The sequence below is a fragment of the Ferrimonas futtsuensis DSM 18154 genome, assembly GCF_000422645.1.
Classification (GTDB): domain Bacteria; phylum Pseudomonadota; class Gammaproteobacteria; order Enterobacterales; family Shewanellaceae; genus Ferrimonas; species Ferrimonas futtsuensis.
This window is the reverse complement of the sequence record NZ_AUGL01000010.1, coordinates 23,556-46,744: the sequence shown is the minus strand read 5'-3', so window position 1 is coordinate 46,744 and position 23,189 is coordinate 23,556. Positions and strand designations below refer to the sequence as shown.

The window sequence follows — 23,189 nt, the reverse complement described above, 5'->3', positions numbered from 1 at the left end:
TAAGTGAAATTGATGCAGATGAGGGATATGTTCAATATATCAGTTGATCAATTCTGACATATTCGAGGCTACTTTAGGCTGCATTTTCACTATTTACCGGATCGGAGTCGCGGGCCCTGAATCCTAATTGGAATAAAGGGTGATGCTACTTCTTTGTATTTATTACGCTTCCTGCAGCATTGCTGGCTCTGTCGATTGGCAGAGCTTCTGGGTGAACTGGGCCGCAGGCTCTGGCCGGGAGAAGAGGAAGCCCTGCACCAGATCACACCCCTTGCGTTGCAGCACCAAATATTCCGCTTCGGTCTCTACCCCTTCAGCCACCACCTTGAGTCCGCCCTGGTGGGCCAGAGCCAGAATCATGTCCACGATGGCGGCGTTGTCCTGAACTCTGTCCAGGTTGGAAACGAAGGCGCGGTCGATCTTCAGAGTATCGATGGGCAGGCGCTTCAGATAGGAGAGGGAGGAGTAGCCGGTGCCAAAGTCGTCCATGGCGATGGTGACACCGCTGGCTTTCAGCTCTTTCATGGTGTCGACCACCCTCTGGGGGTCGTTGGCGGCCACCTCTTCGGTGATCTCCAGCTCCAGGAGCCCCGGGTTGATGCGGTGGCGCGCCACGGTGTCGGCCACCAGTTGTGGGAAACCACTGTCCTGAAATTGTTGGGCGGAGACGTTGACCGCCACCGGGCAGTGGCTGATGCCCCTGGCCTGCCACTGGGCCAGTTGTCGGCAGGCCTCATTCAACACCCAGCTACCCAGAGGCATGATCAGTCCGGATTGCTCGGCGACGGGAATAAACTCCCCCGGGCTGACCAGTTCGCCGTTGCGGCGCCAGCGTATCAGGGCCTCTGCTCCGGCAACCTGGGCGCTGTTGGCGGTCACTTTTGCCTGGTAGAAGAGCTCAAACTCATCGTCTCTGAGGGCGTTACGCAGGGCGCTTTCGGTTGCCAGCCAGCGCTGGGTCCGTGCCGTCAGCTCGGCGTCGTAAAAACGGGAGATGCGGCCAGGCTCCACCAGGGCGTGGATGGCGGCATCGGCATTGCGCATCAGCCTGTCGCTGTCTGAACCATCCTGGGGGTAGCGGGTGATGCCGATCTTGACGCTCAGGTTCAGCAGACGGTTGTCGATGCAGAAGGGGTCGTCGGACATGGTGGCCAGAGAGCAGGCCAGCTGTCTGAGCTGGTCGGGATTGTTGCTGCAGGTCAGTTGCACCGCCCAGGTGTCGTCGCTGTAGCGGTAGAGGAGGGCGTCACAGGGGCTGACTCGCAGCCTCTCCTGGATCCACTGTCCGATGTGCTGAATCATTTCGCCGCCGAAGGCGTGACCATAGGTGCCGGTGATCAGTGAATAACGCTCCAGTTTCAGCAACAGCAGGGCACCGCTCTCCTGCTCCTGTTGGGTCTGTTGCAGGGCTTCTTCCAGGGAGCGGCGATTGGGCAGGCCGGTCAGGCTGTCATAGAAGGCAAACCGGAACAGCTGATCCCTGTCTTTCAGCCTCGAGTAGAGGGCAACCAGAACAAAGAGGGAGACCACCACAATGGCGATGGTAAAGCCTGAGAGCAGCTGAGCCAGGCGGTCCACCTCGGTCAGGGCGGCTTCACTGTCCTGCATGGTGACCATGCGAATGTTGGCCTGCCACAGATCCAGCTGGCTTTGGGCTTCGACGGCGGCGGATTGAGCGTCGGAGAGATGTTCCCTCAGCCGGTCCCAATCACTGTCGGCTCGGGCCATCTCACGGTCGAAACTGCCGGCATGACGCTGCAATTTGGCGAGGGTGACGCGCAGCGCCTGTGCGTCCTGCTCACTGATGCCCAGCTGCATCAGGTAATCGATGCTGTGGTCTATCTTGCTGTCCTCGACGCGGAGTCCCGAGAGATAGGCGTCCCGCTCGGTGGTGGCGTAGTAGAGATAGAGTTGGTTGACCCGGTTACTCAGGGCGCGCTGCAGGAATCCGATGGTCTCCAGCTCCGGGATGTGGCGCTCCACCATCTCCCGCGAGTCCTCCTGAACCATAAAACCGGTCTTGACGCTGAGCCAGCTCATGGAAGCCAACATAGCAGTGATCAGGAGAAAGGCGGCAAACACCCATTTGGCGATGTGCTTCGATCCCGGCTTGGGTGTTCCTGTCTGCGCCATCCGGCTGTATCCCTGAGTTCCATCGGAAGCGGCAGTGTATCAAATTCAGTAATTGTTAACCCTATTGCATTGGTTAACATGGATTTAATAATCACTAAAAGGATTGAAGCACCCATCAGACAGGAGCCGCTGACTCGTTCATATAAGGATAGGCCCGGACTGACTTAGTTTGGGGGCAGGACTACAATGGGAGGGGTGACCGGAGGGATAAGCATGGAACTGCATTGGATATGGGATTGGGTCGGCTACGCGGCGTCCATCGTCGTGGCGATTTCGCTGACCATGGCGGACATCAAGAAGCTGAGGTGGTGGAACCTGTTGGGTGCCGCCCTGTTTGTGTTGTATGGCTGGGCCATTGAGGCTTATCCGGTGATGCTGGTGAACGCCTTTATCGTGATCATTGACGCTTACTACCTGGTGAAGATCTACCGCCACGAGGCGGAGGAGGCCAGCTGAGCCTCAACCCTCCAGCTCACGTTTGAAGGCCGCCGGGGTTTTTCCTGTGTGGCGTTTGAAGTACTTGATAAAGTGGGTGATGTCATCAAATCCCAATTCAAAGGCAGCGTCCTGGACCGAGAGTCCGTCCATGGTCAGCTTGCGTTTGATCTCCAGAATGATCCGAAAATCGATCAGCTGTTTGGCTGTGTGGCCGCAGCAGGTTTTACACATCTGGTTCAGGCATTTGTAACTGCTGTGCATCAACTGGGCATACTGGCTCGCCTCGCGGATCTCGGTGAAATGCTCATCCACCAGGCGCAGGAACTCGCCGAAACGCTCTTTCTGCTGTTCACTCAGGTGGATAAGATGACTCTCTCTCTGCTTGGCCAGTTTGAGCAACATGGCTGACAGCAGAAGTTGCACTATGACGCCGCTGTCCGGCCCCTCGTTCAGTGCTCGCATCATCTCGGTCAGCATCGCCTTGCAGCTTTCATTCATCTCTGTGGAGAGGTGGAGTACCGGAAAGGCGCTCAGGCTTTGATGGACCGGGACAAAGTAGGAGGTGCGAATGTTGGCGGAGCTGGCAGAGAAGAACTCTCTGGTCATCAGCACCAGCTTGCCTTTGATCCTGTTCTCTCTGTCGAACCCATGAATCTGCTCTTTGTTGAGAAAGATGATGCAGTCCGGTTCATAGTGGTAGGAGTGGAAATCGATGAAGTGCTCACCTTCACCCTGCTCCACAAAAATAAGACAGAAATGACTGACCCTGTGAGTTTGGTAGGGATTGGCGCCCTGGTCACAGATATCCTGAAGAAACTCCTCAAGATCCAGTACATCCATGCCTGTTTTACGCAGCTGAGGGCTGTCGTAGGTGATTTGGGGAATGTCGTCAGTTCTATCCATTTGTCAGGCTTCTCAAGAGGATCCGGTATAGTAGCTGTGCAGAAGCATCTAGGCTCCTTGTTGAAAAAAGAGGTGTCAACTTGAATCGTTGACACCTCCCGAACCCAAGTACCTTAGAGGTGTACTTGTTTCATCTTAGCGGCTCGAGCGTCATAGTCCTCGGCATGGCAGCCCTGACAGGAGTCAGAGGGGCGCAACCAGGGTTGGCTGTACTCTCCGTCTTCGGAGTAGTGGTGACCATCTTCAGAGGGAGCCGAGATGTCCACCTTAAACAGGTGTGACTGGCTCGGCATATGACAGCTGGTACAGTCGGCGCCGCCGTGCACCATGGCAGCCAGGCCGTTACCGCCTTCGGCATTGGCAAATTCCATCTGGTGACAATCCGTGCATGCTTTCTTCAAGCCGTCTTCGTGTCCAGGCTTATCCCTGAAGTGGGTGGACATATGGCTTTCGTGGCAGGTGTTGCAGTGCATATTGCGTTTCTTGCCTTCGGCCACCCCTGTTTCGGGGTTATAGCCCATCATGGTGTCGGCGGCAATACGGCCACCACGGCCACCACGGCCCCCCGCATCTCTGGCAATCAGGCCTCCGACGGCATCGTTACCGCCAAACTTCTCGGTGTATTCGGTCAGATACTCTGGGTAGGACTTGTCACCACCGTGGGTATGGCACTCAACGCAGGCTACCGCTTGGCCAAAGGCCTGATCGTCCGCCTTCATCTGCGCCACGGTGCGAGGTTCGGCCAGGCGGGTAATGTTGCTGCTGGATGGGGCTTTGATGTGCTCGCTACCTGCCCCGTGGCAGGACTCACACTGGACTCCGGTTTGATCGAAGGTGCCCAGGATTCCCTCCATGCCGTCCTGGTGGTGGGGGTTACGATCATCGCCCTCTTCAGAGGTGAAATCCTTCCAGCCTGTGGTATGACAACGGCCGCAGTAGAATGGTGCTCGCTCCGGCCCCAGGTTATCTCCCCATGACCACATCTCATAGACGTAGCCGGTTTCGTCGAGCTTGCCGATAACCTTGTCACCGGTGTAGCGATAGCCATCCAGGTCCAGCCACATCACCTGCTTCTTGTAGCCACCGATGACGTAGGAGACATCTTCATAGCTGGTTGGCGCGCCGCCCGGGTTGACTACGCCCTCCAGCATCTCCAGTGCGCCGATGATGTTGGTGAACGGATATTCGGGCATCTCGCCATCGACCACCTTGTTGAGTTTGAAGGGGTGGCCGGACTCCAGGAAGATCTCCTTGTCACCGTGGCAGGTCAGACAGGCTTGAGTACCCACATAGCTCAGCTGAGCCACGGGTTTGGCTTCTACGTTAATGGTGACTGTCGAAGAGGCTTCCCCTCCTTGACCATCGCTGACGGCGTAGGTCAGCTTGGCTTCACCGGCAGATTCCGGATTAAACAGAAGCTTATTGTCTTCAATGGATAGGGTGCCGCTTCCCTCGATCAGATCGACCCGGGTCAGGGTCAGGGGGTCACCATCGGCGTCGGTGTCGTTGGCCAGCAGGTCTATGGTGACCGGCGTGCCAACGGTCGCTTCGGCGGTGTCCGGGTTGGCGACTGGAGCGGTGTTTGCCGGCGGTGGGGGCGGCGGAGGCGGAGGAGTGACGGACTCTCCGTTGTTGTCGTCGCTGCCGCAGGCGGTCAGCATACTGAACAGTATGGCGGCTGTCAGTGTTTTCATGGGCGCATGGAGCGCGGTGGGGTTCATCATCATCATTTCCCTTTAGTAGGTGACACGGGAGCCTGAGGTTGCAGGGACCAACAGAGCCCGGCTGTGCAATAGGAAAAGTAATGGTGAACACATCGCGGAAACAGGTCGGAAAAGTCTCGAAAATTGCCGTTAATGTACTCTGTGACGGGAATGTGATCGTCGCCGTGGCCTTATCCGGGGTTGGATCTCAAAAAGCTGCTTTTCAGTGGTGAAACAGCTTGGCTTGCGGCTTTCAGAACTCGTTGTCTCGTTTAAAGGCAGCCGGAGTCTGTCCGGTCAGACGCTTGAAGTACTTGTTCAGGTAGCTGGTGTCCTCAAAGCTGAGGTCCGACGCGATGTCCTGGGTGGATAGTCCGTCCATTACCAGCTTGCGTTTTATCTCCAAAATGGTGCGGAAGTCGATAAGCTGCTTGGCGGTCTGACCGCAGCAACTCTTGCACAGCTGATTGAGGCTTTTGTAACTGGTGTGCATCAGGGCGGCGTACTGACAGGCTTCTCTGAGCTGACCGAAATTCTGCTCAACCAGGCTGAGAAACAGGCCAAAACGTTCCTTTTGCTGCTCGCTGAGGTGGGCCATATGGCCCTGCCGTTGACGGCTCAACTTGACCAGAAGGGCGATAAACAGCAGCTGTACTACAAGGTCGTCCTTATCCCGTTCCTGCTGGGCAAGCCTGACCTCCTCCAGAAGGGTGTGGCAGCTCTGATTCAGCTGAGGAGACAGGTGAAGAACCGGTGAGGAGGCGCGGTTTAGGTGGGTGGGGATGAAATAGGTGGTACGGATATTGGCGGCACTGGCGGCAAAAAAGGAGGGTGTCATGTTGATCATCTTACCCTGGGGCCGATCATTGACATCGAAGGCGTGCACCTGGTTTGGGTTGATAAAGATGACACTCTCAGAGTCATAGGGATAGCGCTCAAAGTCGATCAGGTGCTCCCCCTTACCTTCGGTGATGTACAGGAAGCAGTAGTATTTCACCCTGTGGGGCTGATAGGGGTCAAAGTGGTAGCGCTTCAGCCTTGCTCGAAACAGCTCGAGGTCGAGTATCTCTAATCCGGCCTCTTCGAGGGACGGAGCCCGGTAGCTGACATCGGGAATGGGATCGCAGTTGTCCACGAGATCTCCTGTTAAAGCCTGCTTGTAATGATGACACCTCCGGAGGGAGGTGTCAGTAAGCTTAGAGAAAGCCAGCGACGACTGTCGCTGGCCCTTGGCTTTAGTTGTGGATGGTGCCAATGCGAGCAGCGCGCTCGTCGTAGTCTTCCTCGTGACAGCCGGAGCAGCTGTCGTAAGCACGCAGCCAGGGTTTCACGTAGTCACCGTTCGCCGAGAAGTGTCTTGGGTCATCCTTGGCACCCTCGAGATCGATCTTGAACATGTGCGAGTCCGAGCCCCCGGGCATGTGGCAATCGAGGCACGTGGCGGTGAACTCGTGGGCTGCAGCGGCGATGTCACTGCCCGGAGCGTTGTTGAACGCCTGGGTATGACAGTCGGTACACTGGCGCACCATGGCGTTTTCGTGGCCGGGTTTATCCATATTGACTTTGGATTGATGCGGGTTGTGACAGGTTGAGCAGGTGAAGCCCTTCTTCTTGCCCATGGCCTCGCCGGTGTCCGGATCGGTGCCCAGCAGTTCCGTCGCCGCCTGACGACCACCCCGGCCATCACGACGGCCTTCGGGGCCAAAGCCGGTCATCACCTTCAGCCGCGCTTCCAGGCTGTCGCCGCCAAACTCCTGGTTATGAGGCGACACGTAGTCTGGATAGCGCCTTACCGCATCATCGGTGCTATGACACTCGGCGCAGGCGATAGGCTTGCCGAAGCCCATATCCTCTGCCAGGAAGTCGTTAGTGGAGCGGGGCTCGGCAACCTTGACGATGTTGTCTTTGGAAGGCTTTTGAATGTGGGCCAGGCCGGCGCCGTGACAGGCTTCGCACTGGATGCCGGTGAGGGCGAAGGTGCCGCCCATGCCAGGCATGTCATCCTGGCGGTTGAGGTTGCGGTTGTCGTGACTGCCTTCGGTGTAGTCCCTCCAGCCTGTGGTGTGGCAGCGGCCGCAGTAATCGAAGCCGTGGGAGTCGGGAGCATCGTTGGCACTGTAGGGGAAGGCATAGGGTACCTGCCCCCCTTTGGGCGCCACGCCGACACCGGCCTTGTCGCCCGAGAAGATGTAACCATTTTGGTCGATGAACATGGCGCTGCGCATGTAGCCACCAATCACGTAGCTGATGTCCTCCCAGCCATTGGGGTTACCCAGGGTATTGTGCACATCCAGCAGATCCAGTGCACCGGTGATGGAGGTGAAGGGGTAGAGGGGCTCTTCACCGTTCACCTTGGTCAGCTTAAAGTTGTGGCCCGTCTCCAGATAGCTCTTCTTGTCGGTGTGGCAGGAGAGGCAGGCCTCTGAGCCCACATAGCTTAGCGCCTGGGCGGATACGGAGATGGTGACCGTGGAGCTGGCGTGGCCGCCGTTGCCGTCAGAGATGCTGTAGTTGAGGATGGTGGTCCCAACCTCCAGGGGTTCGAAGCGGATGCGGTTGCCATCGATGGTGGCGACACCCCGGCCGTCGAACAGGGTAACGGTCTCCAGGGTGAGGTCATCGCCGTCGGCATCGGTGTCATTGGCCAGAGCATCAATCATGCTGGGGCTGCCCATGGTGGCGCTGGCGTCCACGGGATTGGCGACCGGAGGGGTATTGCCGGGTGCGACAGGATCGCCGCCGTCGTTGTTGTCGTTATCGCCGCCACAGGCGCTCAGCAGGCTGAGCAGCATGGCTGCGGTCAGTGTTTTCAGGGGCGCATTGAGCGCATAGCGTTTCATCATCATTTCCCTTTGTTAGGTGACACAGTCTGGTGCCGAGGCTGATTAAACGCCTGGGCAAAAAGGTTTGTGCACCTGTGAAAGTAATGCTGAAACCGGGTACAAAACAGGTAACAAAAAGCCCGAAACAGGCCGATTGTGTACCTGAGTTTGAGAGTGTGATCCTGGCAGCCTGGGAGCTGTGATCGGGCTCAAAATCAGCCTGGTCCCGGGTCAGTTCCGTGACAGGGACCGAGGCATAAGGTGGCTCACGCACGCGGGAGACTCCTTGTTGGCTAGAGGGAGGGGACCGCTCATTCAGGCTGCTGAAAGCGCCCTTGTCTCAGGAAGAGATCCGTCTGTCTGGCTACCTCTGAGGAGAACAGCATGGAGGTGTGGCTGTGGGGCAGAACGATGTGGTCACGGAAGCCCTCCAGGCGGGTCTCTTCAACCAGAACGGTACCGTCAGTGTCCGACTCTTCGTCGGGCAGGAGCAGTCGGCCCACGCCGATGCCGGCGTTACCCGCCAGGCTGCCCAGCTCTGCCGAGCCTTGATAGTGGTCGTTGGGGTTATTCAGAAGTCCATGCTGATGGGCGTTGCCCATCACTCCCTCCAGACTCCACTGGGCCAGGCGACGGGCGATGGCGGCGCCTTTATGAGGAGAGCCCAGGGTGACGATGCGGGAGCCTTCGGGAAGCTCCATCTGTTCGGCATAACGCCGAGCCAGCACCCCGCCGAGGCTGTGCCCCACCAGAAACTGAGGCTCTCCCGGGCGGGACAGGGCTGAGAGCCGCTCAAACAACAGCCCGGCATCAATGGCCAGGCTGTTGTAACTGAACCCCTCTATCTGCCAGCCCAAGGTGGTCAGTTGGGCCGCAAGGGGTCGCATGATGGTGTGGTGCATATACAGTCCATGTAGCATCACCAACTGCATAATTCTTTGATCCTTAAACGAGGCCGTGGCCTCAGCTTACCCTATTTATTCTGGGAGCGGATCATGCTCAGGGTTTCACCCTTGGGCTTGTTGCCGTAGAAGTTGTTGTAGTTCAACAGATCGATGGCATCGTTGCCGGTGACGGGGCATTGACGCTCCTTCTTCATCTCGGCGCTGTTCTTGATGCGCTTACCCTGTGCATCGTAACAGTGGGTGGCAGAGTTTGCATTTGCGTATGCCGGGCCGGGATAGCCGCCTCCGCCGCCGCCGCCAGTGGCCATGGCTGCGCCGCTGAAAACCAGAGTTACCAATAACAATGACTTCATAGTGCTTCTCCATTTGCTACCTCATTCTTCAGGGTAGACCGGATCGCTCCTGAGTGTATTTCAACCTTTAGCTCAAATTCTCAATCGATAAAAGCGAATGACAGGATGCCTTTTGTTCGCTTTGTTGAGTTCATGTTGGGATCCACAATTGGTTTTGTCGATTAGCGTAGGGGTTATGTGGCAAGGCCTCTATGAGTGGATTGAGTGGCGCTGCGGCGCCCAGGAGCAGAATAATGAGCAAACGACTGACAGCACAGAACGGCGCCCCCATCGCCGATGACCAAAACAGCCTGAGTGTAGGAGCACGAGGGCCGGTGGCACTTCAGGATTGGCACCTGATTGAAAAGTTGGCCCATTTTAATCGAGAGCGGATCCCAGAGCGGGTGGTTCATGCCAAGGGAAGCGGTGCCTACGGCACCTTTACCCTGACCCGGGATATGTCTGAGTTCACCCTGGCGGATCACTTCAATGGGGTGGGAAAACAGACCGAAGTGATGGTGCGCTTCTCCACCGTGGGGGGAGAGTCGGGCAGTGCCGATGCTGAGCGGGATCCCCGGGGATTTGCGGTGCGTTTTTACACTGAAAATGGTAATCACGACATAGTTGGTAACAATACTCCGGTGTTTTTCCTGCGAGACGGCATCAAGTTTCCCGACTTCATCCATACCCAGAAGCGCAACCCGGTGACCAACCTGAAAGACCCCGAGGCGATGTGGGACTTCTGGTCACTGAACCCTGAAGCCTTGCATCAGGTCACCATCTTGATGTCAGACCGCGGGATTCCCGCCAGCTATCGGCATATGAATGGCTACGGCTCCCACACCTTTTCGCTGTGGAATGATCAGGGCGAACGCTTCTGGGTGAAGTTTCACTTCAAGACCCGCCAGGGGATCCAAAACCTCAGTAATACCCAGGCGGATAAGCTGAAAGGGATCGACCCGGATCATGCCCAGCGGGACCTGTTTGGCGCCATCGCCGACGGTGACTTCCCCAGCTGGACCCTGTTTATCCAGGTGATGCCCGAGTTGGACGCGGAGCAGTACCAGATCAACCCCTTCGATCTGACCAAGGTGTGGCCCCACAAGGACTATCCGCTGATTGAGGTGGGCATTCTAGAGCTGAACCGCAACCCTGAGAACTACTTCAACGAGGTGGAGCAGGCGGCCTTTGCCCCCTCCAATCTGGTGCCAGGTGTGGGCGCCTCCCCGGACAAGATGCTGCAGGCCAGGCTGTTTGCTTATGCCGATGCCCAGCGCTATCGGGTTGGGGCCAACTACAACCAACTGCCGGTCAACTGCCCCCACGCGTCTCAGGCCAATCATTACCAGAGGGCTGGCGCCATGGCGGGCAGTGGCTGCCCTTACCACGGTGAGGCTAAAGAGAGCGGGGTGAACTATGGGCCCAATACCCAGGGAGGCCCTGAGCAGCAGCCGCAGTTTGCCGAACCGCCTCTGAAGATCAGCGGAGATCTGGACCGTTATGACCGCTTCGGCGAGGAGAACTTTGCCCAGGCTGGTGATCTCTACCGGCTGATGAGCGAGGCCCAGCGCCAGGCACTGGTGGACACCATCGCCGCCAGCCTGAGCCAGGCCAGTGAACCGGTGCAGCAGCGGATGCTGGCGCAGCTCAATCTGGCCGATGAGGAGTATGGCCAACGGGTGGCCCGGGCCATTGAAGCGGTCAATGCCTGACCGAACCCGGTTTACCCTTGTAGAAACTGTGATCGCCGTCTCTTGTTGAGGCGGCGTCGCCATTGATAGTCTGATGGCTCGGCCCGACGCCGAGCCATTTAATTTTCAGGTAGAGATGATGCTGCACTCCATCGTTTTTATCGCTCGATTTTGCCAGCCTCAATGGCAAGGTGGAGCGAAATAGTTAACTAGTTTGCTGACCATGCCATTGGGGCTAATTGAACCGACAGTCGTCGGGATTCAATTGGCAAGGTGGTGTGTCTCTTCCTGCTCCCCCTCCTGTTCAATCTCCCGACCACTGTCTACCGTTTTTACTGACAACACCGGGATACTTTACATTGAACACCAAACTCGTAGGCGCCACCTTGATCGTGGCCGGCACCAGCATCGGCGCTGGCATGCTGGCACTGCCCATCGCCGTGGCCAACATTGGCTTCTGGCCCGCCATTGTGCTGATGCTGCTGATCTGGGGCCTCTCCGGCTATACCGCCCTGCTGCTTACCGAAGCCAACCTGGCCACCGGTCGTGGCCTCAACTTTCACCGGATGATGGGGGAGAGTCTGGGCCGGGGCGGTCAGCTGTTGTGCTCCGCCAGTTTCCTGGCGCTGCTCTATGCCCTGACTGCCGCCTACCTCACCGGTGGCGCTTCGCTGGTGGCCCTCAAGGCCAAAAGCCTGTTGGCCCTGGAGCTGGGTGGCAGCAGTGCCACCCTGATCTTCGCCTGTACCCTGGGACTGGTGGCGGCCTTTGGGGTGCGTTACGTGGATCTGCTGACCCGGGGGCTGTTCAGTCTGAAGATGGTGGCCCTGGTGATTCTGGTGGTGCTGCTGTTGCCCCGGGTGGAGCTGCATAACCTGGCCCCGGCGCTTTCCGATCAGGGACAGGGCAGTCTGCTGATGGCCGCCTTGCCGCTGATCTTCACCTCCTTCGGCTTCCACGTCTGCATCCCGCCGCTGGTGGATTATCTCGAGGGCGACGTGCGCTCTCTGCGCAGGGTGTTCCTGATGGGCAGTGCCCTGCCGCTGCTGTGCTATACCCTGTGGCTGCTGGCGGTGTTTGGCCCGCTGGGGCAGCAGCAACTGGCGAGTCTGGCCCAGGGGGACAGCCTGGCCAACCTGGTGAACGCCATCGCCACCCTGACCGGTTCCAGCAGCATCGCCACCCTGGTGACCCTGTTCGCCGACCTGGCCCTGGTCACCTCCTTCATCGGCGTTACCCTGAGCCTGTTCGAGTACCTGGCCGAGCTGCGCCAGGGCCAAGGCGGCCGGGTCGGCACCTGGCTGATCACCTTTGTGCCGCCTCTGGTGTTGGCACTGGCTCTGCCGGAGGGCTTTATCGCCGTACTCGGATTTGCGGCGGTGCCGCTGGCGGTATTGATCGTGTTCCTGCCGGTGGCGGCGGTACTGAAGCTGCGCCGCACACTCGATGCGCCCTACCGGGTGGCGGGCGGCACACCGGCACTGGTGTTGGCGACGCTGTTGGGGGCGCTCATTGTGCTGGCCCAGCTGATGTGAGCCTGAACGACCTGGTGGAATATGAACCTGATTTCCAGCCAAATTGCTTCATGATGTTACAGCGAGGTTATTCCGCACAATCGCTTGTGATAGAGTGTCCCGGAACTATTCTGGCGGCAGGTGGACCTGCCGCCACCCACCCTAAAGGATGATCCGTCCGTGTATTAAGAGACGGAATCTGAGAAGGAAACAGCAATGAGAGCTTGGTTAACCGCGGCAGTGGTAGCACTGCCGCTGACGGCGCTTGCCGACGAGGGCATGTGGCAGCCCTATCAAATCCCCTCCCTGGAGGACAAACTGACGAAGATGGGTCTTGAGATCGACGCCAAGTCCATGGCGGATCTGGGTGCCTTCCCCATGAACGCCATCATCAACTTCGGTGGCTGTACCGCCTCTTTCGTCTCTCCCGACGGCCTGGTTGTGACCAACCACCACTGTGGTTACGGCGCCATTCAGTACCACTCCACTCCGGAAGACAACATCCTGGAAAACGGCTTCCTGGCCAAGACCCGCTCCGAAGAGAAAGAGCCGGTACCTGGCTACAAGATCTGGGCCACCGAGTCCATGGTCGACGTTACCGACCAGGTGCTCTCCGGCACTCAGTCCGCCAACAATGGTGAGGAGTACTACAACACCATCGAAAACAACACCAAGGCCCTGGTTGCCGAGTGTGAAGTGAGCGATGACTACCGTTGTGACGTCTATAACTTCCACCGCGGCGCCCAGTACTTCCTGATCAAGGAGCTGGAGATCCGCGACGTGCGCCTGGTGTACACCCCCTCCATGTCCGTGGGCAAGTACGGCGGCGACATCGACAACTGGATGTGGCCCCGTCACACCGGCGACTACTCCTTCTTCCGCGCCTATGTGGGTAAAGACGGCCGTCCTGCGGACTACAGCGAAGAGAACGTGCCCTTCCAGCCCGAGCGTTTCCTCAAGGTTTCTGCCAAGGGTGTTGAAAACGGTGACTTCGTGATGGTGGCCGGCTACCCGGGTCGCACCAACCGTTACCGTACCGCCGAAGAGGTTCAGACTTACTTCGAAGCGATCTACCCCAAGTCCAAGGTGGCTCGTGAAGAGATCATCGACCTGATCAAGACCACCTCTGCCGAAGGCAGCGATGCCCGCATCAAGTACGAGAGCACCCTGGCCAGCCTGGCCAACTATGCCAAGAACTTCCAGTCCATGATCGAGGGCTATGCCAAGACCGGTATCCTGGCCAAGAAGATGGGCGAGGAGAAGGCGCTGCTGGACTGGATCAACAGCGACAGCAAGCGTGCCAAGCAGTACGGTGACGTGATCAACCAACTGAATGCGCTGATCGAAGAGGACCACGCCCACCTGGATCGCGACATCATCCTGGGCTACCTGCGCTACAACCAGATGACCAGCATCGCGGCTCGCCTGTACCGCCTGTCCCAGGAGAAGCAGAAGCCGGATCTGGAGCGTGAGCCTGGCTACCAAGAGCGTGACTGGGATGGCATCAAGGCCGCCATGCAGCGCGTAGACCGTCGCTACGACGTCGAAGTGGACAAGGCGATCCTGGCCCTGCAACTGGGCAAGTACGCCCAGCTGCCTGCGTCCGAGCACCTGGAAGATCTGGACCGTGTCTTCGGCCTGAGCGGCAAGTTCGACGCCGACGCGCTGAAGAGCAAGCTGGACGCCATGTACGCCACCACCGATCTGGGCAAGGCGGAGACCCGCCTGGCGTGGCTGGACAAGACGCCTGAAGAGTTCCAGGCCAGCAACGACCCCTTCATCCGCTACGCCGTGGCCACCTACGACGCCAAGATGAAGCGTGAGAAGCAAGCCAAGGATCTGTCCGGTCGCCTGCTGCAGGTTCGCCCTGATTACATGAACGCCATCATCGCCTACAACGAGAGCCTGGGTCTGCCGGTCTACGCCGACGCCAACTCCAGCCTGCGCCTGACCTTCGGCACCGTGGTGCCTTACTCTCCGCAGGATGGCCTGGTTGCCGTACCTTTCACCACCCTGGAAGGCCTGGCTGCCAAGGCAACCGGCGAAGCGCCGTTCCACGCCTCTGACAAGCAACTTCAGCTGATCAAGGACAAGGTTTATGGCCCCTACAAGCAGGAGTCCCTGGGCAGCGTTCCGGTGAACTTCCTGACCAACCTGGATTCCACCGGTGGTAACTCCGGCTCCCCAACCATGAACGGTCGTGGCGAGCTGGTGGGTCTGCTGTTTGACGGCGTGTATGAGTCCATCACCGCCGACTGGAGCTACAACAACGACCTGAGCCGCTCCATTCATGTGGACAGCCGCTACATGCTGTGGGTGATGAAGTACCTGGACGGTGCCGATAACCTGCTGGAAGAGATGGAAGTGGTTGAGTAACACCGCCTCTGTTTGATAAACGCCCCGCACTGCGGGGCGTTTTTTTATGGTGTTGGTCAGAGAAGCGACAAAGGGTGGATTGCCCCTTGCCAAGCCATAAGGGAATTGCATAAGCTAAGTGTCTGACGCGGCTATCGTATAATGGCCATTACCCGAGCTTCCCAAGCTCGTGATGAGGGTTCGATTCCCTCTAGCCGCTCCAAGATTCCCGTTAAAAAACCGGCTCACTGAGCCGGTTTTTTAGTTTCTGCGATTCAACTTTCATCCAGGAGCTTTCGAAGGGCCGGACTGAAGCGGCTGAGTGGGCCTGTTGGGCCGCGCTCCACCAACATCACCGCCAGGTTCAGCTGTGTGGCCAAAGCAAGCGCTTGTGCAGGGGACAGCACCATCATGGCGGTGGCGTAGCCGTCGGCGACGGCGCAGCTGGGGTGTAGCACAGTGACCGACAGCGGGCCTGTGGTGGCAGGGAACCCCGTGCGTGGGTCGATGATGTGTCCCAGGCTGTGGCCCTGTGCCTGAATCACATTGACGTAGTTGCCCGAGGTGGCCATGGCCAGATCTTTGAGTGGCACCAGCTGCTGAAACTCCAGGCTCAGTTTTTCTGGGCGGGTGACCGCCACCTGCCAGGGACGCCCCTGCGGAGAGTGTCCCCGGCTGCGCAGCTCACCGCCCACCTCGACCAGGAAGTGGCTTATGCCCATATTACTCATCGCTTCGGCGATCAGGTCGACCCCATAACCTTTGGCCACGGCTGAGGGGTTGAGCTCCAGCCCTGGGATGAGCTTGGTGAATCGCCCTCGCTTGAGCTCAAATCCATCCATTCCCGTCCTGCTGCGGGCCAGCTCCAGCTGCCCAAGATTCTTATGGCTGAGATCTCTGGGTTGAACGCCAAAGCCCCAGAACTCGATGACGGGACCCAGGGTGATGTCCAGGGCACCCCCAGTCTGCCTGTGTATGCGCTTAGCCAGGCTCAGTACCCTGTCCGCCTCCTGCGACAGGCTGATGGGCTGGCCTAACGGTGAGCGATTCAGGGCCACAACTTCAGAGTCCTGACGAAATACAGACAAGTGCTTATTGATTCTCTCCAGTTGTTGCTCGACCCGGTGTAGTACCTGGGCCGGATTTTGCTCCGGGTTTTGCTGTTGCCAGCGGATGCTGTAGCTGGTGCCCATGGTTGTGCCATGGAGCTGGCGCAAGGAGTTGTTGGCGGATGCGCTCAGACTCAGCAGAAGCAGCATCAGCCAAAGGGGGGCGAGTAGGGTGTTAGAGGGGCGGTTCATGGGGCCTCCAGAAAAAAGCCGGCCGCAAGGGCCGGCAAAAAGGGGCGGAATCCTTCCCCTTAGAGGTTGGCAGCTTCCTTACCTGCGATGCGGCCGAATACGGTCACATCGGTAATGGCGTTGCCGCCAAGGCGGTTGGTGCCGTGGGTCAGACCGGTCACCTCACCGGCGGCAAACAGGCCAGGGATGATCTTGCCGTTCTCGCCAATCACCCGGGTGTGAGTGTCGGTTGCCAGGCCACCCATGGTGTGGTGCACCGAGGGCTTGGCCACCAGCATGTAGAAGGGGGGCTTGAGCAGGGTCTTGAGGCCACCGCGATGGTTGAACTGCTCATCCTTGCCCGCCTTGGCGAACTGGTTGACCTGGGCGACCTGGGCCATCAGCGCCTGTTGGTCGATGCCAAACTTGTCCGCCAGCTCTTCGATGCTGTCGGCTTTGTACATGAAGCCCTTGCGGTGCAGCTCTTCGAACTCCTCCTTGTGCACGTCCACGGTGTGGGCGTACTTCTCGATCTCCTGGCCCCAGAGCACATAAGCCTGCTGGTTGGTCTGAGCCAGGATGGCACGGCTGATCACGTCACGACGCTCCAGCTCCTCCACGAAGCGGTTGCCTTCTTTGTTCACCAGGATGGCACCGAAGAAGCGGGAGTCGGCAATCAGGGAGATCACGCCGGTGTCTACGTGGCAGATGGGGTAGGTCTGGATGTAGCTCATGTTGGCGGTCTTGGCTTTAAGCTTCTCCGCCATCACAATGCCGTCGCCGGTGATGCCGCGGGCGTTGGTGGTGCCGTAGCGGTTGTCCAGTTCGGGGACAAACTTGGTGCGCATCTCCACGTTGGCGCCGAAGCCGCCGGTGGCCAGGATCACGCCCTTGCTGGCGTTGTAGACTACTTTCTCACCCTTGTGCTCGGCTTCCACGCCAATCACCTTGCCGTTCTGGTCCTTGATCAGGGCAACGGCCTTGGTGCGGGTGTGGATTGGGATCTGCAGCTCGTCGGCCTTGGCCATGAACTTGCTGATCCACTCGGCACCGGTGTGGTTCTTGGGAATCAGCGCGCGCTTGACGCTGTGGCCGCCAAACTGGAACAGCTCGTCTTTGTAGAAGTCGACCTTGATGTAGTCACGCAGCCACTCGGCCGCGGGCAGGGCGTTCTCCGCCAGGACGCGCACCAGTTCAGGGTTGCCCTTGTAGTCACCCCCCTTGAGGGTGTCCTTGATGTACAGCTCGATGTTGTCTTCGATGCCCATGGTTTTCTGTACCCAGTTGCCGGGCACGTTCATCTGACCACCGGTGATCAGGGAGTTGCCGCCAACGGTGGGCATCTTCTCGATGATCACCACCTTGGCACCGGCGTTCTTGGCGGTGATGGCGGCGCTGAAACCGGCGCCGCCGGAACCAATTACCACTACGTCGAAGTTCTGTTCTGCGTCCAGAGCCTTCTCTTTCTTGCCTGCCTTGGCGGCACCGGCGATCAGGGTCACGCCGGCGGCATCCAGGGAGTTGTTGACCGCCTCCTTGAAGGCGCCAGAGGTGATGGTAGCGCCACTGATGCCGTCTACTTCAGTGCTGTTGGCCTGGAGCATGGCGTCCTTCATCTCGGTGAACACCGCACCGGCCAGGACCTTGTTTTCGTTTTGCTTCAGTACCTGGATATCCACCAGCTGACCGCCCTGGGTTTCGGTCTGAACCTGAATTTCACCATGCTTGCCAAAGGCCTTGCCCTGGCTGGTGATGTTGGGTTGTTCGGTCTGGGCACTGCAGCCCGCCATCAACGCCAGGATGGCGCCGCAGATAAGGGATTTCTTAGTCATTCAGGAGTCCTCTCGATCAGAAACTGAAGCCAATGGCCAGGCCGTACTCGATGCCATCGTTGGGCGTGGCGCCCCAGCTGTCGAATTGGGTCAGGTGCAGCTTGGTGTAGATGCCCTCGCCCAGGCTGGTTTTCAGGGTGGTGATGATCTGATGGCCGTAGCTGTCGTAGCCCAGGGTGGCCTTGTGCTCGTCGTCCCGGCCGAATTGACCCTCGTAGTTGAGGCTGAGGGAGTGCTTGAGCCCAAGGAACTGAAGCGGATAGCGGGCATTGATCACCGCGGCCCCGCCGGACAACCCATCGAAGCTGGCGCTGGTGGGGCTGAAGGAGGCAGCGGAGTAGTTGATCCCCAGGCCGGCGTTGATAAACAGCTGGCCATATTTGCGGTTGGTGGTGAAGCCCAGGTAGAGGTTGTCCTCCATGACGGTGCGGTTGGAGACCAGGAAGTTCTGCAGCCACCAGTTGTAGGCGGAGTCGCCAATCTGTTTGTCGACAATGGTCAGGGATTTGACCGTCAGCTTGCCATCGGCGCCGTGCTGGGCATCTTTGACCTCACCGGGATTTTCCAGTTTCACATAGGCAAACAGGGTGCCCCAGTCGGCCTTGTTAAAATGACTCAGTTTGAAAAACGGCTGGTCATAAGCGCCGCGGTTGTCATCCTTGGTGTCGGAGGTGTAAGCCTTGTAGCCGATATCCAGAGAGGTCGCGGATAGGACCGGAGTGGCGACCAGGGCGATGGCCGCGGTCAGGAGTTTGAGTTTCATAATGAGTGTCCCCTTATAATTGACCGGGACAGAATAACCATTGGTTCGGGGATTAATGTGAGTTGGTTCGCGCTGATTTTTAAGTGGAATATAACTCTGTGGGTTTAGGAAGTAATGGAAAAAGGTTTATAGAATTCACCGGTATGCTGTGGGCGAATTAACAAAACCGGTGGTGTTTTTGAGGTGTTTTCCCGCGAAAATAATCTCAATGTCAAATAGGTGTCAAAACTCTCAATAACTTCAACAGTGTTTTCACGAAGACAAAGATGGCGGCCCGATAGGCCGCCATCTTTGTGGTCAAGACTCTATCCGCAGCCTGGCGCAGAAGCGCCCCTGCTCTCTCGACGTTTCGAAGTGCCACCCCAGTTGTTTGGCCAGTCTCTTGACCAGCATCAGCCCCAGGCCAAATCCGCTGTGATTGTCTTGACTGGTGGGGTTGGTGATCTCTATCAGTTCCCCCCGCTGACAGATAACGATGCCCTGGCCACCGTGCTCCATGGCGTTGCGGACCAGGTTGTTGAGCATGATGGCCAGAGGCTCTTTCAGAAGCTGTCGCTGAGTGTCATCCCTTTCTACCTCAATCAGGGCCTGATACCCCTGAGCCTGACGTTGGCTGGCAACCACCTCTTCCAGCAGTTGCCCAAGGTCGACGGCCTCCTCATCCAGGGGACTGCACTCCTTGTTGGTAAGCCAGAGCAGGGTTTCGGTGATCGATTTCATCTGAGCCGTGGCCTGGCTGGCGTGCAGGGTGGGGCCGCTGAGTTGCCCCTGCTGAAGGTTGAGGATCTCAAAGGAGGATTGGCAGATGGCGATGGGTGTGCGCAGTTCGTGGCTGGCAAAGCGGAGAAAGTTGAGCTCTCTTTGTTGTGCGTCCTGAAGTTTTTTCAGAGAGTTATCCAGGGCGTCCACGATGGATTGCAGCTCGGCATAGCACTGCTTGGGAAAGCTGAAGGGCTTCATATTCTGCCAGTCGTGCTGCTTGATGGCTCGGCTTATTTGATGCACCGGAGTGATCACCTGGTTCTGCATGTAGAAAGCCAGACTGGCAACCACAAAAAAGGTCATGGTGATCAGCAGCAGTATGGCGGTCATGTTCTTGGGCGCGAACACCAGATCGTGGGTGGCGTCGTACCTCAGCCAGATGAAGTAGTTCTGACCGTCATCGCCCTGATAGTTCATCAGGGCGTCGATATAGGCACCGTCATCGTGATGATGGAGTACACCCTGTTCCGGTTTCGGCAGTGTGTACTCATTCAGTTCCTTCGCCAGATCCGGAACCTCTGACCAGCGACGATAGACCTTGAGGTTCTTGGTTTCATAGGGCTGGTCAGTCAGCTGAAACCACTGCACAGCGGACTGTCCAGCGTTGGTCATGGTGATCTCATGCATGGAAAACATGCCGGTGCACATCATGCAAAGGGGAATGATGCTGTTGAGAGCCAGGGTCAGTACCAGAAACCCGATGCCGTAGAGCTGGTAGGTGCGCTTGAGACTGAGTTTACGCGCCATCGTTGATGCTCCTCAGGCTGAGCCCGACACCTCTGACGGTGTGCAGCAGTTTGGCGTCGAAGGGCTTGTCTACCACCCGACGCAGCAGGTGGAGGTGACTGCGGAGGCTGTCGCTGTCCGGGGGGCTGTCTGGCCACAAGGTGCGCTCTATCTCTTCACGCTCGACGATCTCCGGGCTGCGTCTGGCCAGCAGAGCGAGGATTTGCCATCCGGTTTTGGAGAGGGTCAATGGCTGGCCCTGGCGATGGGCGCAGTGGCCGGCAAAGTCGATCTCCAGATCGCCCAGCTTCAGAGTCTTGGGGGGCGGGCGTCTCTGCGAGATCACCTTCAGCCTGGCCACCAACTCCTCCATGGCGAAGGGCTTGACCAGGTAGTCATCCGCACCGGCATCGAAGCCGTCGAGCCTGTCGTTGAGGCCACCCCGGGCGGTAAGCATGATCACTGGTGTATTGATGCACTGTTGTTGCCAGCGTCGGCAGGCGGTGACGCCATCGCCGTCCGGCAGGTTCAGATCCAGAATGATGGCATCGAAGTGGTGCTGAGACAGACGTTGCTCAGCCCGCTCGAGGGTGTCTGCGTAATCACATTCGATATCCCGAAGCTCCAGGTAATGGAGGATGTTCTTTGCTAAAAGGTGATTGTCTTCGACCAGGAGTACCAACATATTTCAGAACAACTCGAATTGGTGGGCAATATGAATCAGGTTGGCTCGATTGGCCGCCCCAAGCTTATTTCTCAACGACTCCATATGATATTCCACTCCCCGGGCCGTAATGTGGAGCCGCTCGGCAATTTCGTGATTGGACAAGCCCTGTGCTGCCATTTTCAGCACTTCGATGGCCGTTGGGTTAAATAGCCGGCTTTGTCTGTAGGGGTTGAACCGCGCCCGGTGACTGTCCAGCAGCAGAGCCTGCCCCTGCCTGAGGATCTGCTCCAGCTCATCCGATGCGGCCGGGCCCACGGTCCCAGCACCGAGCAGGATAAAGCGGCCGCTCCAGGTGCTCAGCCCAAAACTTGGCAGGGGCCAGCTCAGTACCGAGCTGACACCATGGTTACGGAAGAGTCGGGCTGTCTGCGGGGCGACGGTGGGGTCCAGACAGTAGCGATAGGGGGCGGAGAGATCCAGGCTGGGTTCGAAGTTGGGATCATGACGTGCGGCCCGGGCCAGGTAGAGGTGTTGCAGGCTCTGCACCTGACTGGAGGAGGCCAAGGTGGCCACCGGGCGGCGCAGGGCTGCCGGGGTAAACAGCTGGCTTCGACAGGGTGTGACATAACTCTGGTGGGCATGATGGGGGATCCCCTGATACCAGAAGCCGGAGAAGCCCAGGGGCAGAATCATCTCTCTAAGATGTTGCCGAAGCTGCTCCAGGCTGGGTGGCATCGGGTGCTCCTGCCGAGGGGCAGGAGAGTGGATGGCGCGCATGATCTTCCCCCTTTCACTGTGATCACTCACAGACTCTACGGCCTCGGCGCTCGCTGGAAAAGTGGTGTCAACCGGAACCGATAACATCTCGGCAAAAGCGAAAACTCGGTGGAGAAAGTTAGGTTTTTTGACGAGAATTTGATGTTGGCTGCGCTACGATGGTGGGGTCCTTGAACCTCGCGCAAGGGCACTGAACAAGGCCGCCCTGTTGGGGCGGCCTTGTTATTGATGCGCTTCCAGTATGTAGTTTTCCAGGCAGCGCTGCAGCCAGGGCGGGGTTGCCAGGCGTCCTTGGGTATCCTGTTTCAGCCAGAGGTAAGTGCTGGGAGGACTGAAATGATCCAGTACCTGCTTGTCCTGCTGGTAACCCATCTTCTGAAATCTGAGCCCCTTGAACTGCTGCAGATAGTCAACGGCAGAACGGATGCCGACAATGATCACTCCTTCACTGTTCAGCAGCAGGTGGGCGGCGCAGCCCAGGTCGGGCACCGTCGCCAGTTCACTCTGGAGTTTCCCCCTGGAGCGGGCGTAGCAGGCCAGGGGAGACTGGTTGTCGGGGAAGGGCAGGGAGGCCAGTTTCACCAGGGGGTATCTGATCAGCTGCTCTGGGCAGGGTTTCTCCCAAACTGGGTGGTCGTCTCTGGCCACCAGATAGCCGGCCCTTATCTGAATCACCTTTTTGCTGAATATCCCATCCCGCACGGCTGGTTCAAAGGCGATCACCGCATCGGCCTCATTGCCGCTCAGCCGATTTACACTCTCCTTGTTCCAATACTCCATCTTGAGAGTCAGCCGGGTCTGATGTCGTTCGGCAGCCTGATGCAATGCCAGGGGCAGTGACATGGCCAGTTGGGGGACGGTGATGATGGTCAGGCTTGCGCTACTGCCATCCTGCAGGGCTTCTCCGGTTCCGCAGGCTTCCTCTGCCAGCATGACCAACTGGCGCATCAAAGGGTAGAGATCGTGGGCGGTCTCCGTGGGCTGCATTCCCCCCTGCTGCCGGCTGAACAGAGGGTCTTTCAGGGCCAACCTCAGACTCTTGAGCTTGCGGTTGAGTTTGGATGTCGTCATCTCCAACTGTTCCGCCAGTTGGGCGATGCCTCTGCCATTGTAAAGTTGGCAGAAGAGATCCAGGCTGGCGAGGCTGAGTTTGGACATGCTGCCTGCCAGACTGGGGAAGCAGGCATGCTGTTGCCAGAGCTGCTGCATTCGCTTGAATACAGGGTAGAGTTGCTCGGCCACCTGGCTGCGCTCGAAACCCGGTTGACGCCGGATGAAGAGAGGGTCGTCCAGGCTGTCTCTCAGTGCGTTCAGTCCACGACTGATGGCCGCCGGAGTGGTTGTTAAGGAGGTGGCCACCTCCTTGGCGTTAAGGCGCTCAAACACCTCCACGAAAAGGTTCAACTGGAAGAGGGTGCAGTGTTGCAGCTTGTTCACGGTTCCGATCCCTGAGAAAGACTCAGGTTAATCTACCCAGCTCTGTCGAAGTTGGCGATCGCCTTCTGATTGAAAGTCAGTCTCTGTCAGGGCCTCAGTTGAGTTTCGTGATCCTGTCCACGCCAGGGGTGGTTCAACGGACAAAATTG

General features: G+C 58.2%; 18 protein-coding genes and 1 tRNA gene. 5 read left to right on the top strand and 14 right to left on the bottom strand.

The window, feature by feature from the left end:
* Window positions 1-162 precede the first annotated feature (162 nt).
* Window positions 163-2,133 carry a putative bifunctional diguanylate cyclase/phosphodiesterase gene (locus G505_RS21030; RefSeq protein WP_051216004.1) on the bottom strand — a complete coding sequence of 657 codons (1,971 nt, stop codon included), beginning with the start codon at window positions 2,131-2,133 and terminating at the stop codon, window positions 163-165.
* A gap of 213 nt (window positions 2,134-2,346) precedes the next feature.
* Here G505_RS21030 and G505_RS0108495 point away from each other — a divergent pair, with 213 nt between their 5' ends.
* The gene (locus tag G505_RS0108495) at window positions 2,347-2,589 is read left to right on the top strand and encodes a YgjV family protein (RefSeq protein ID WP_028109174.1); all 243 of its coding nucleotides are present in this window, start codon (window positions 2,347-2,349) and stop codon (window positions 2,587-2,589) included.
* A gap of 3 nt (window positions 2,590-2,592) precedes the next feature.
* On the opposite strand, the gene G505_RS0108490 is transcribed toward G505_RS0108495, so the two are convergent.
* The 6 genes from G505_RS0108490 to G505_RS0108465 all read right to left on the bottom strand — a co-directional run bounded on the left by G505_RS0108490 (window position 2,593) and on the right by G505_RS0108465 (window position 9,257).
* Window positions 2,593-3,474: an AraC family transcriptional regulator gene (locus tag G505_RS0108490; protein WP_028109173.1), complete on the bottom strand. Its 882-nt coding sequence runs from the start codon at window positions 3,472-3,474 to the stop codon at window positions 2,593-2,595.
* A gap of 113 nt (window positions 3,475-3,587) precedes the next feature.
* Window positions 3,588-5,198 (bottom strand): Ig-like domain-containing protein, encoded by a 1,611-nt coding sequence (locus G505_RS0108485; RefSeq protein WP_028109172.1) that lies wholly within the window; start codon window positions 5,196-5,198, stop codon window positions 3,588-3,590.
* Between the two features lie 232 nt (window positions 5,199-5,430).
* Window positions 5,431-6,312: an AraC family transcriptional regulator gene (locus G505_RS0108480; RefSeq protein ID WP_028109171.1), complete on the bottom strand. Its 882-nt coding sequence runs from the start codon at window positions 6,310-6,312 to the stop codon at window positions 5,431-5,433.
* 100 nt (window positions 6,313-6,412) lie between these two features.
* Window positions 6,413-8,017: an Ig-like domain-containing protein gene (locus G505_RS0108475; protein WP_245568349.1), complete on the bottom strand. Its 1,605-nt coding sequence runs from the start codon at window positions 8,015-8,017 to the stop codon at window positions 6,413-6,415.
* Between the two features lie 293 nt (window positions 8,018-8,310).
* On the bottom strand, window positions 8,311-8,901 hold the full coding sequence (locus G505_RS0108470) for an esterase/lipase family protein (RefSeq protein WP_157509129.1): 591 nt from the start codon (window positions 8,899-8,901) through the stop codon (window positions 8,311-8,313).
* A gap of 71 nt (window positions 8,902-8,972) precedes the next feature.
* A complete protein-coding gene (locus tag G505_RS0108465; RefSeq protein WP_028109168.1) occupies window positions 8,973-9,257 on the bottom strand; it encodes a hypothetical protein in 285 nt (94 codons plus the stop codon).
* Between the two features lie 233 nt (window positions 9,258-9,490).
* Between G505_RS0108465 and G505_RS0108460 the strand changes: the two genes are divergently transcribed.
* The 4 genes from G505_RS0108460 to G505_RS0108445 all read left to right on the top strand — a co-directional run bounded on the left by G505_RS0108460 (window position 9,491) and on the right by G505_RS0108445 (window position 15,019).
* On the top strand, window positions 9,491-10,948 hold the full coding sequence (locus tag G505_RS0108460; RefSeq protein ID WP_028109167.1) for a catalase: 1,458 nt from the start codon (window positions 9,491-9,493) through the stop codon (window positions 10,946-10,948).
* A 338-nt stretch (window positions 10,949-11,286) separates the two neighbouring features.
* Window positions 11,287-12,462, top strand: coding sequence for an amino acid permease (locus G505_RS0108455; RefSeq protein ID WP_028109166.1), 1,176 nt, complete (start codon window positions 11,287-11,289; stop codon window positions 12,460-12,462).
* 195 nt (window positions 12,463-12,657) lie between these two features.
* On the top strand, window positions 12,658-14,817 hold the full coding sequence (locus G505_RS0108450; RefSeq protein ID WP_028109165.1) for a S46 family peptidase: 2,160 nt from the start codon (window positions 12,658-12,660) through the stop codon (window positions 14,815-14,817).
* A 127-nt stretch (window positions 14,818-14,944) separates the two neighbouring features.
* Window positions 14,945-15,019, top strand: a tRNA-Gly gene (locus tag G505_RS0108445).
* Window positions 15,020-15,071: 52 nt separating this feature from the next.
* On the opposite strand, the gene G505_RS21025 is transcribed toward G505_RS0108445, so the two are convergent.
* The 7 genes from G505_RS21025 to G505_RS0108410 all read right to left on the bottom strand — a co-directional run bounded on the left by G505_RS21025 (window position 15,072) and on the right by G505_RS0108410 (window position 23,040).
* A complete protein-coding gene (locus tag G505_RS21025) occupies window positions 15,072-16,097 on the bottom strand; it encodes an FAD:protein FMN transferase (RefSeq protein ID WP_051216003.1) in 1,026 nt (341 codons plus the stop codon).
* A gap of 59 nt (window positions 16,098-16,156) precedes the next feature.
* Window positions 16,157-17,908 carry a flavocytochrome c gene (locus tag G505_RS0108435; protein ID WP_028109164.1) on the bottom strand — a complete coding sequence of 584 codons (1,752 nt, stop codon included), beginning with the start codon at window positions 17,906-17,908 and terminating at the stop codon, window positions 16,157-16,159.
* Between the two features lie 16 nt (window positions 17,909-17,924).
* A complete protein-coding gene (locus G505_RS0108430) occupies window positions 17,925-18,671 on the bottom strand; it encodes an outer membrane protein OmpK (RefSeq protein WP_028109163.1) in 747 nt (248 codons plus the stop codon).
* A 297-nt stretch (window positions 18,672-18,968) separates the two neighbouring features.
* Complete coding sequence (locus G505_RS0108425) at window positions 18,969-20,180, bottom strand: sensor histidine kinase (RefSeq protein ID WP_028109162.1); 1,212 nt, start codon at window positions 20,178-20,180, stop codon at window positions 18,969-18,971.
* Window positions 20,170-20,844: a response regulator transcription factor gene (locus G505_RS0108420; protein ID WP_028109161.1), complete on the bottom strand. Its 675-nt coding sequence runs from the start codon at window positions 20,842-20,844 to the stop codon at window positions 20,170-20,172. Before G505_RS0108420 ends, G505_RS0108425 begins: the two co-directional genes overlap by 11 nt.
* A gap of 3 nt (window positions 20,845-20,847) precedes the next feature.
* Window positions 20,848-21,561, bottom strand: a complete 714-nt coding sequence (locus G505_RS0108415) for a response regulator transcription factor (RefSeq protein WP_028109160.1) — start codon at window positions 21,559-21,561, stop codon at window positions 20,848-20,850.
* 264 nt (window positions 21,562-21,825) lie between these two features.
* Window positions 21,826-23,040, bottom strand: coding sequence for a LysR family transcriptional regulator (locus G505_RS0108410; RefSeq protein ID WP_051216002.1), 1,215 nt, complete (start codon window positions 23,038-23,040; stop codon window positions 21,826-21,828).
* Window positions 23,041-23,189 lie beyond the last annotated feature (149 nt).

Excerpts from the sequence above, each read along its gene's own strand:
- G505_RS21030 (WP_051216004.1), bottom strand. The coding sequence starts at position 2,133 with ATGGCGCAGACAGGAACACCCAAGCCGGGATCGAAGCACATCGCCAAA.
- G505_RS0108495 (WP_028109174.1), top strand. The coding sequence starts at position 2,347 with ATGGAACTGCATTGGATATGGGATTGGGTCGGCTACGCGGCGTCCATC.
- G505_RS0108490 (WP_028109173.1), bottom strand. The coding sequence starts at position 3,474 with ATGGATAGAACTGACGACATTCCCCAAATCACCTACGACAGCCCTCAG.
- G505_RS0108485 (WP_028109172.1), bottom strand. The coding sequence starts at position 5,198 with ATGATGAACCCCACCGCGCTCCATGCGCCCATGAAAACACTGACAGCC.
- G505_RS0108475 (WP_245568349.1), bottom strand. The coding sequence starts at position 8,017 with ATGAAACGCTATGCGCTCAATGCGCCCCTGAAAACACTGACCGCAGCC.
- G505_RS0108470 (WP_157509129.1), bottom strand. The coding sequence starts at position 8,901 with ATGCACCACACCATCATGCGACCCCTTGCGGCCCAACTGACCACCTTG.
- G505_RS0108465 (WP_028109168.1), bottom strand. The coding sequence starts at position 9,257 with ATGAAGTCATTGTTATTGGTAACTCTGGTTTTCAGCGGCGCAGCCATG.
- G505_RS0108460 (WP_028109167.1), top strand. The coding sequence starts at position 9,491 with ATGAGCAAACGACTGACAGCACAGAACGGCGCCCCCATCGCCGATGAC.
- G505_RS0108450 (WP_028109165.1), top strand. The coding sequence starts at position 12,658 with ATGAGAGCTTGGTTAACCGCGGCAGTGGTAGCACTGCCGCTGACGGCG.
- G505_RS21025 (WP_051216003.1), bottom strand. The coding sequence starts at position 16,097 with ATGAACCGCCCCTCTAACACCCTACTCGCCCCCCTTTGGCTGATGCTG.
- G505_RS0108435 (WP_028109164.1), bottom strand. The coding sequence starts at position 17,908 with ATGACTAAGAAATCCCTTATCTGCGGCGCCATCCTGGCGTTGATGGCG.
- G505_RS0108430 (WP_028109163.1), bottom strand. The coding sequence starts at position 18,671 with ATGAAACTCAAACTCCTGACCGCGGCCATCGCCCTGGTCGCCACTCCG.
- G505_RS0108425 (WP_028109162.1), bottom strand. The coding sequence starts at position 20,180 with ATGGCGCGTAAACTCAGTCTCAAGCGCACCTACCAGCTCTACGGCATC.
- G505_RS0108420 (WP_028109161.1), bottom strand. The coding sequence starts at position 20,844 with ATGTTGGTACTCCTGGTCGAAGACAATCACCTTTTAGCAAAGAACATC.
- G505_RS0108415 (WP_028109160.1), bottom strand. The coding sequence starts at position 21,561 with ATGCCACCCAGCCTGGAGCAGCTTCGGCAACATCTTAGAGAGATGATT.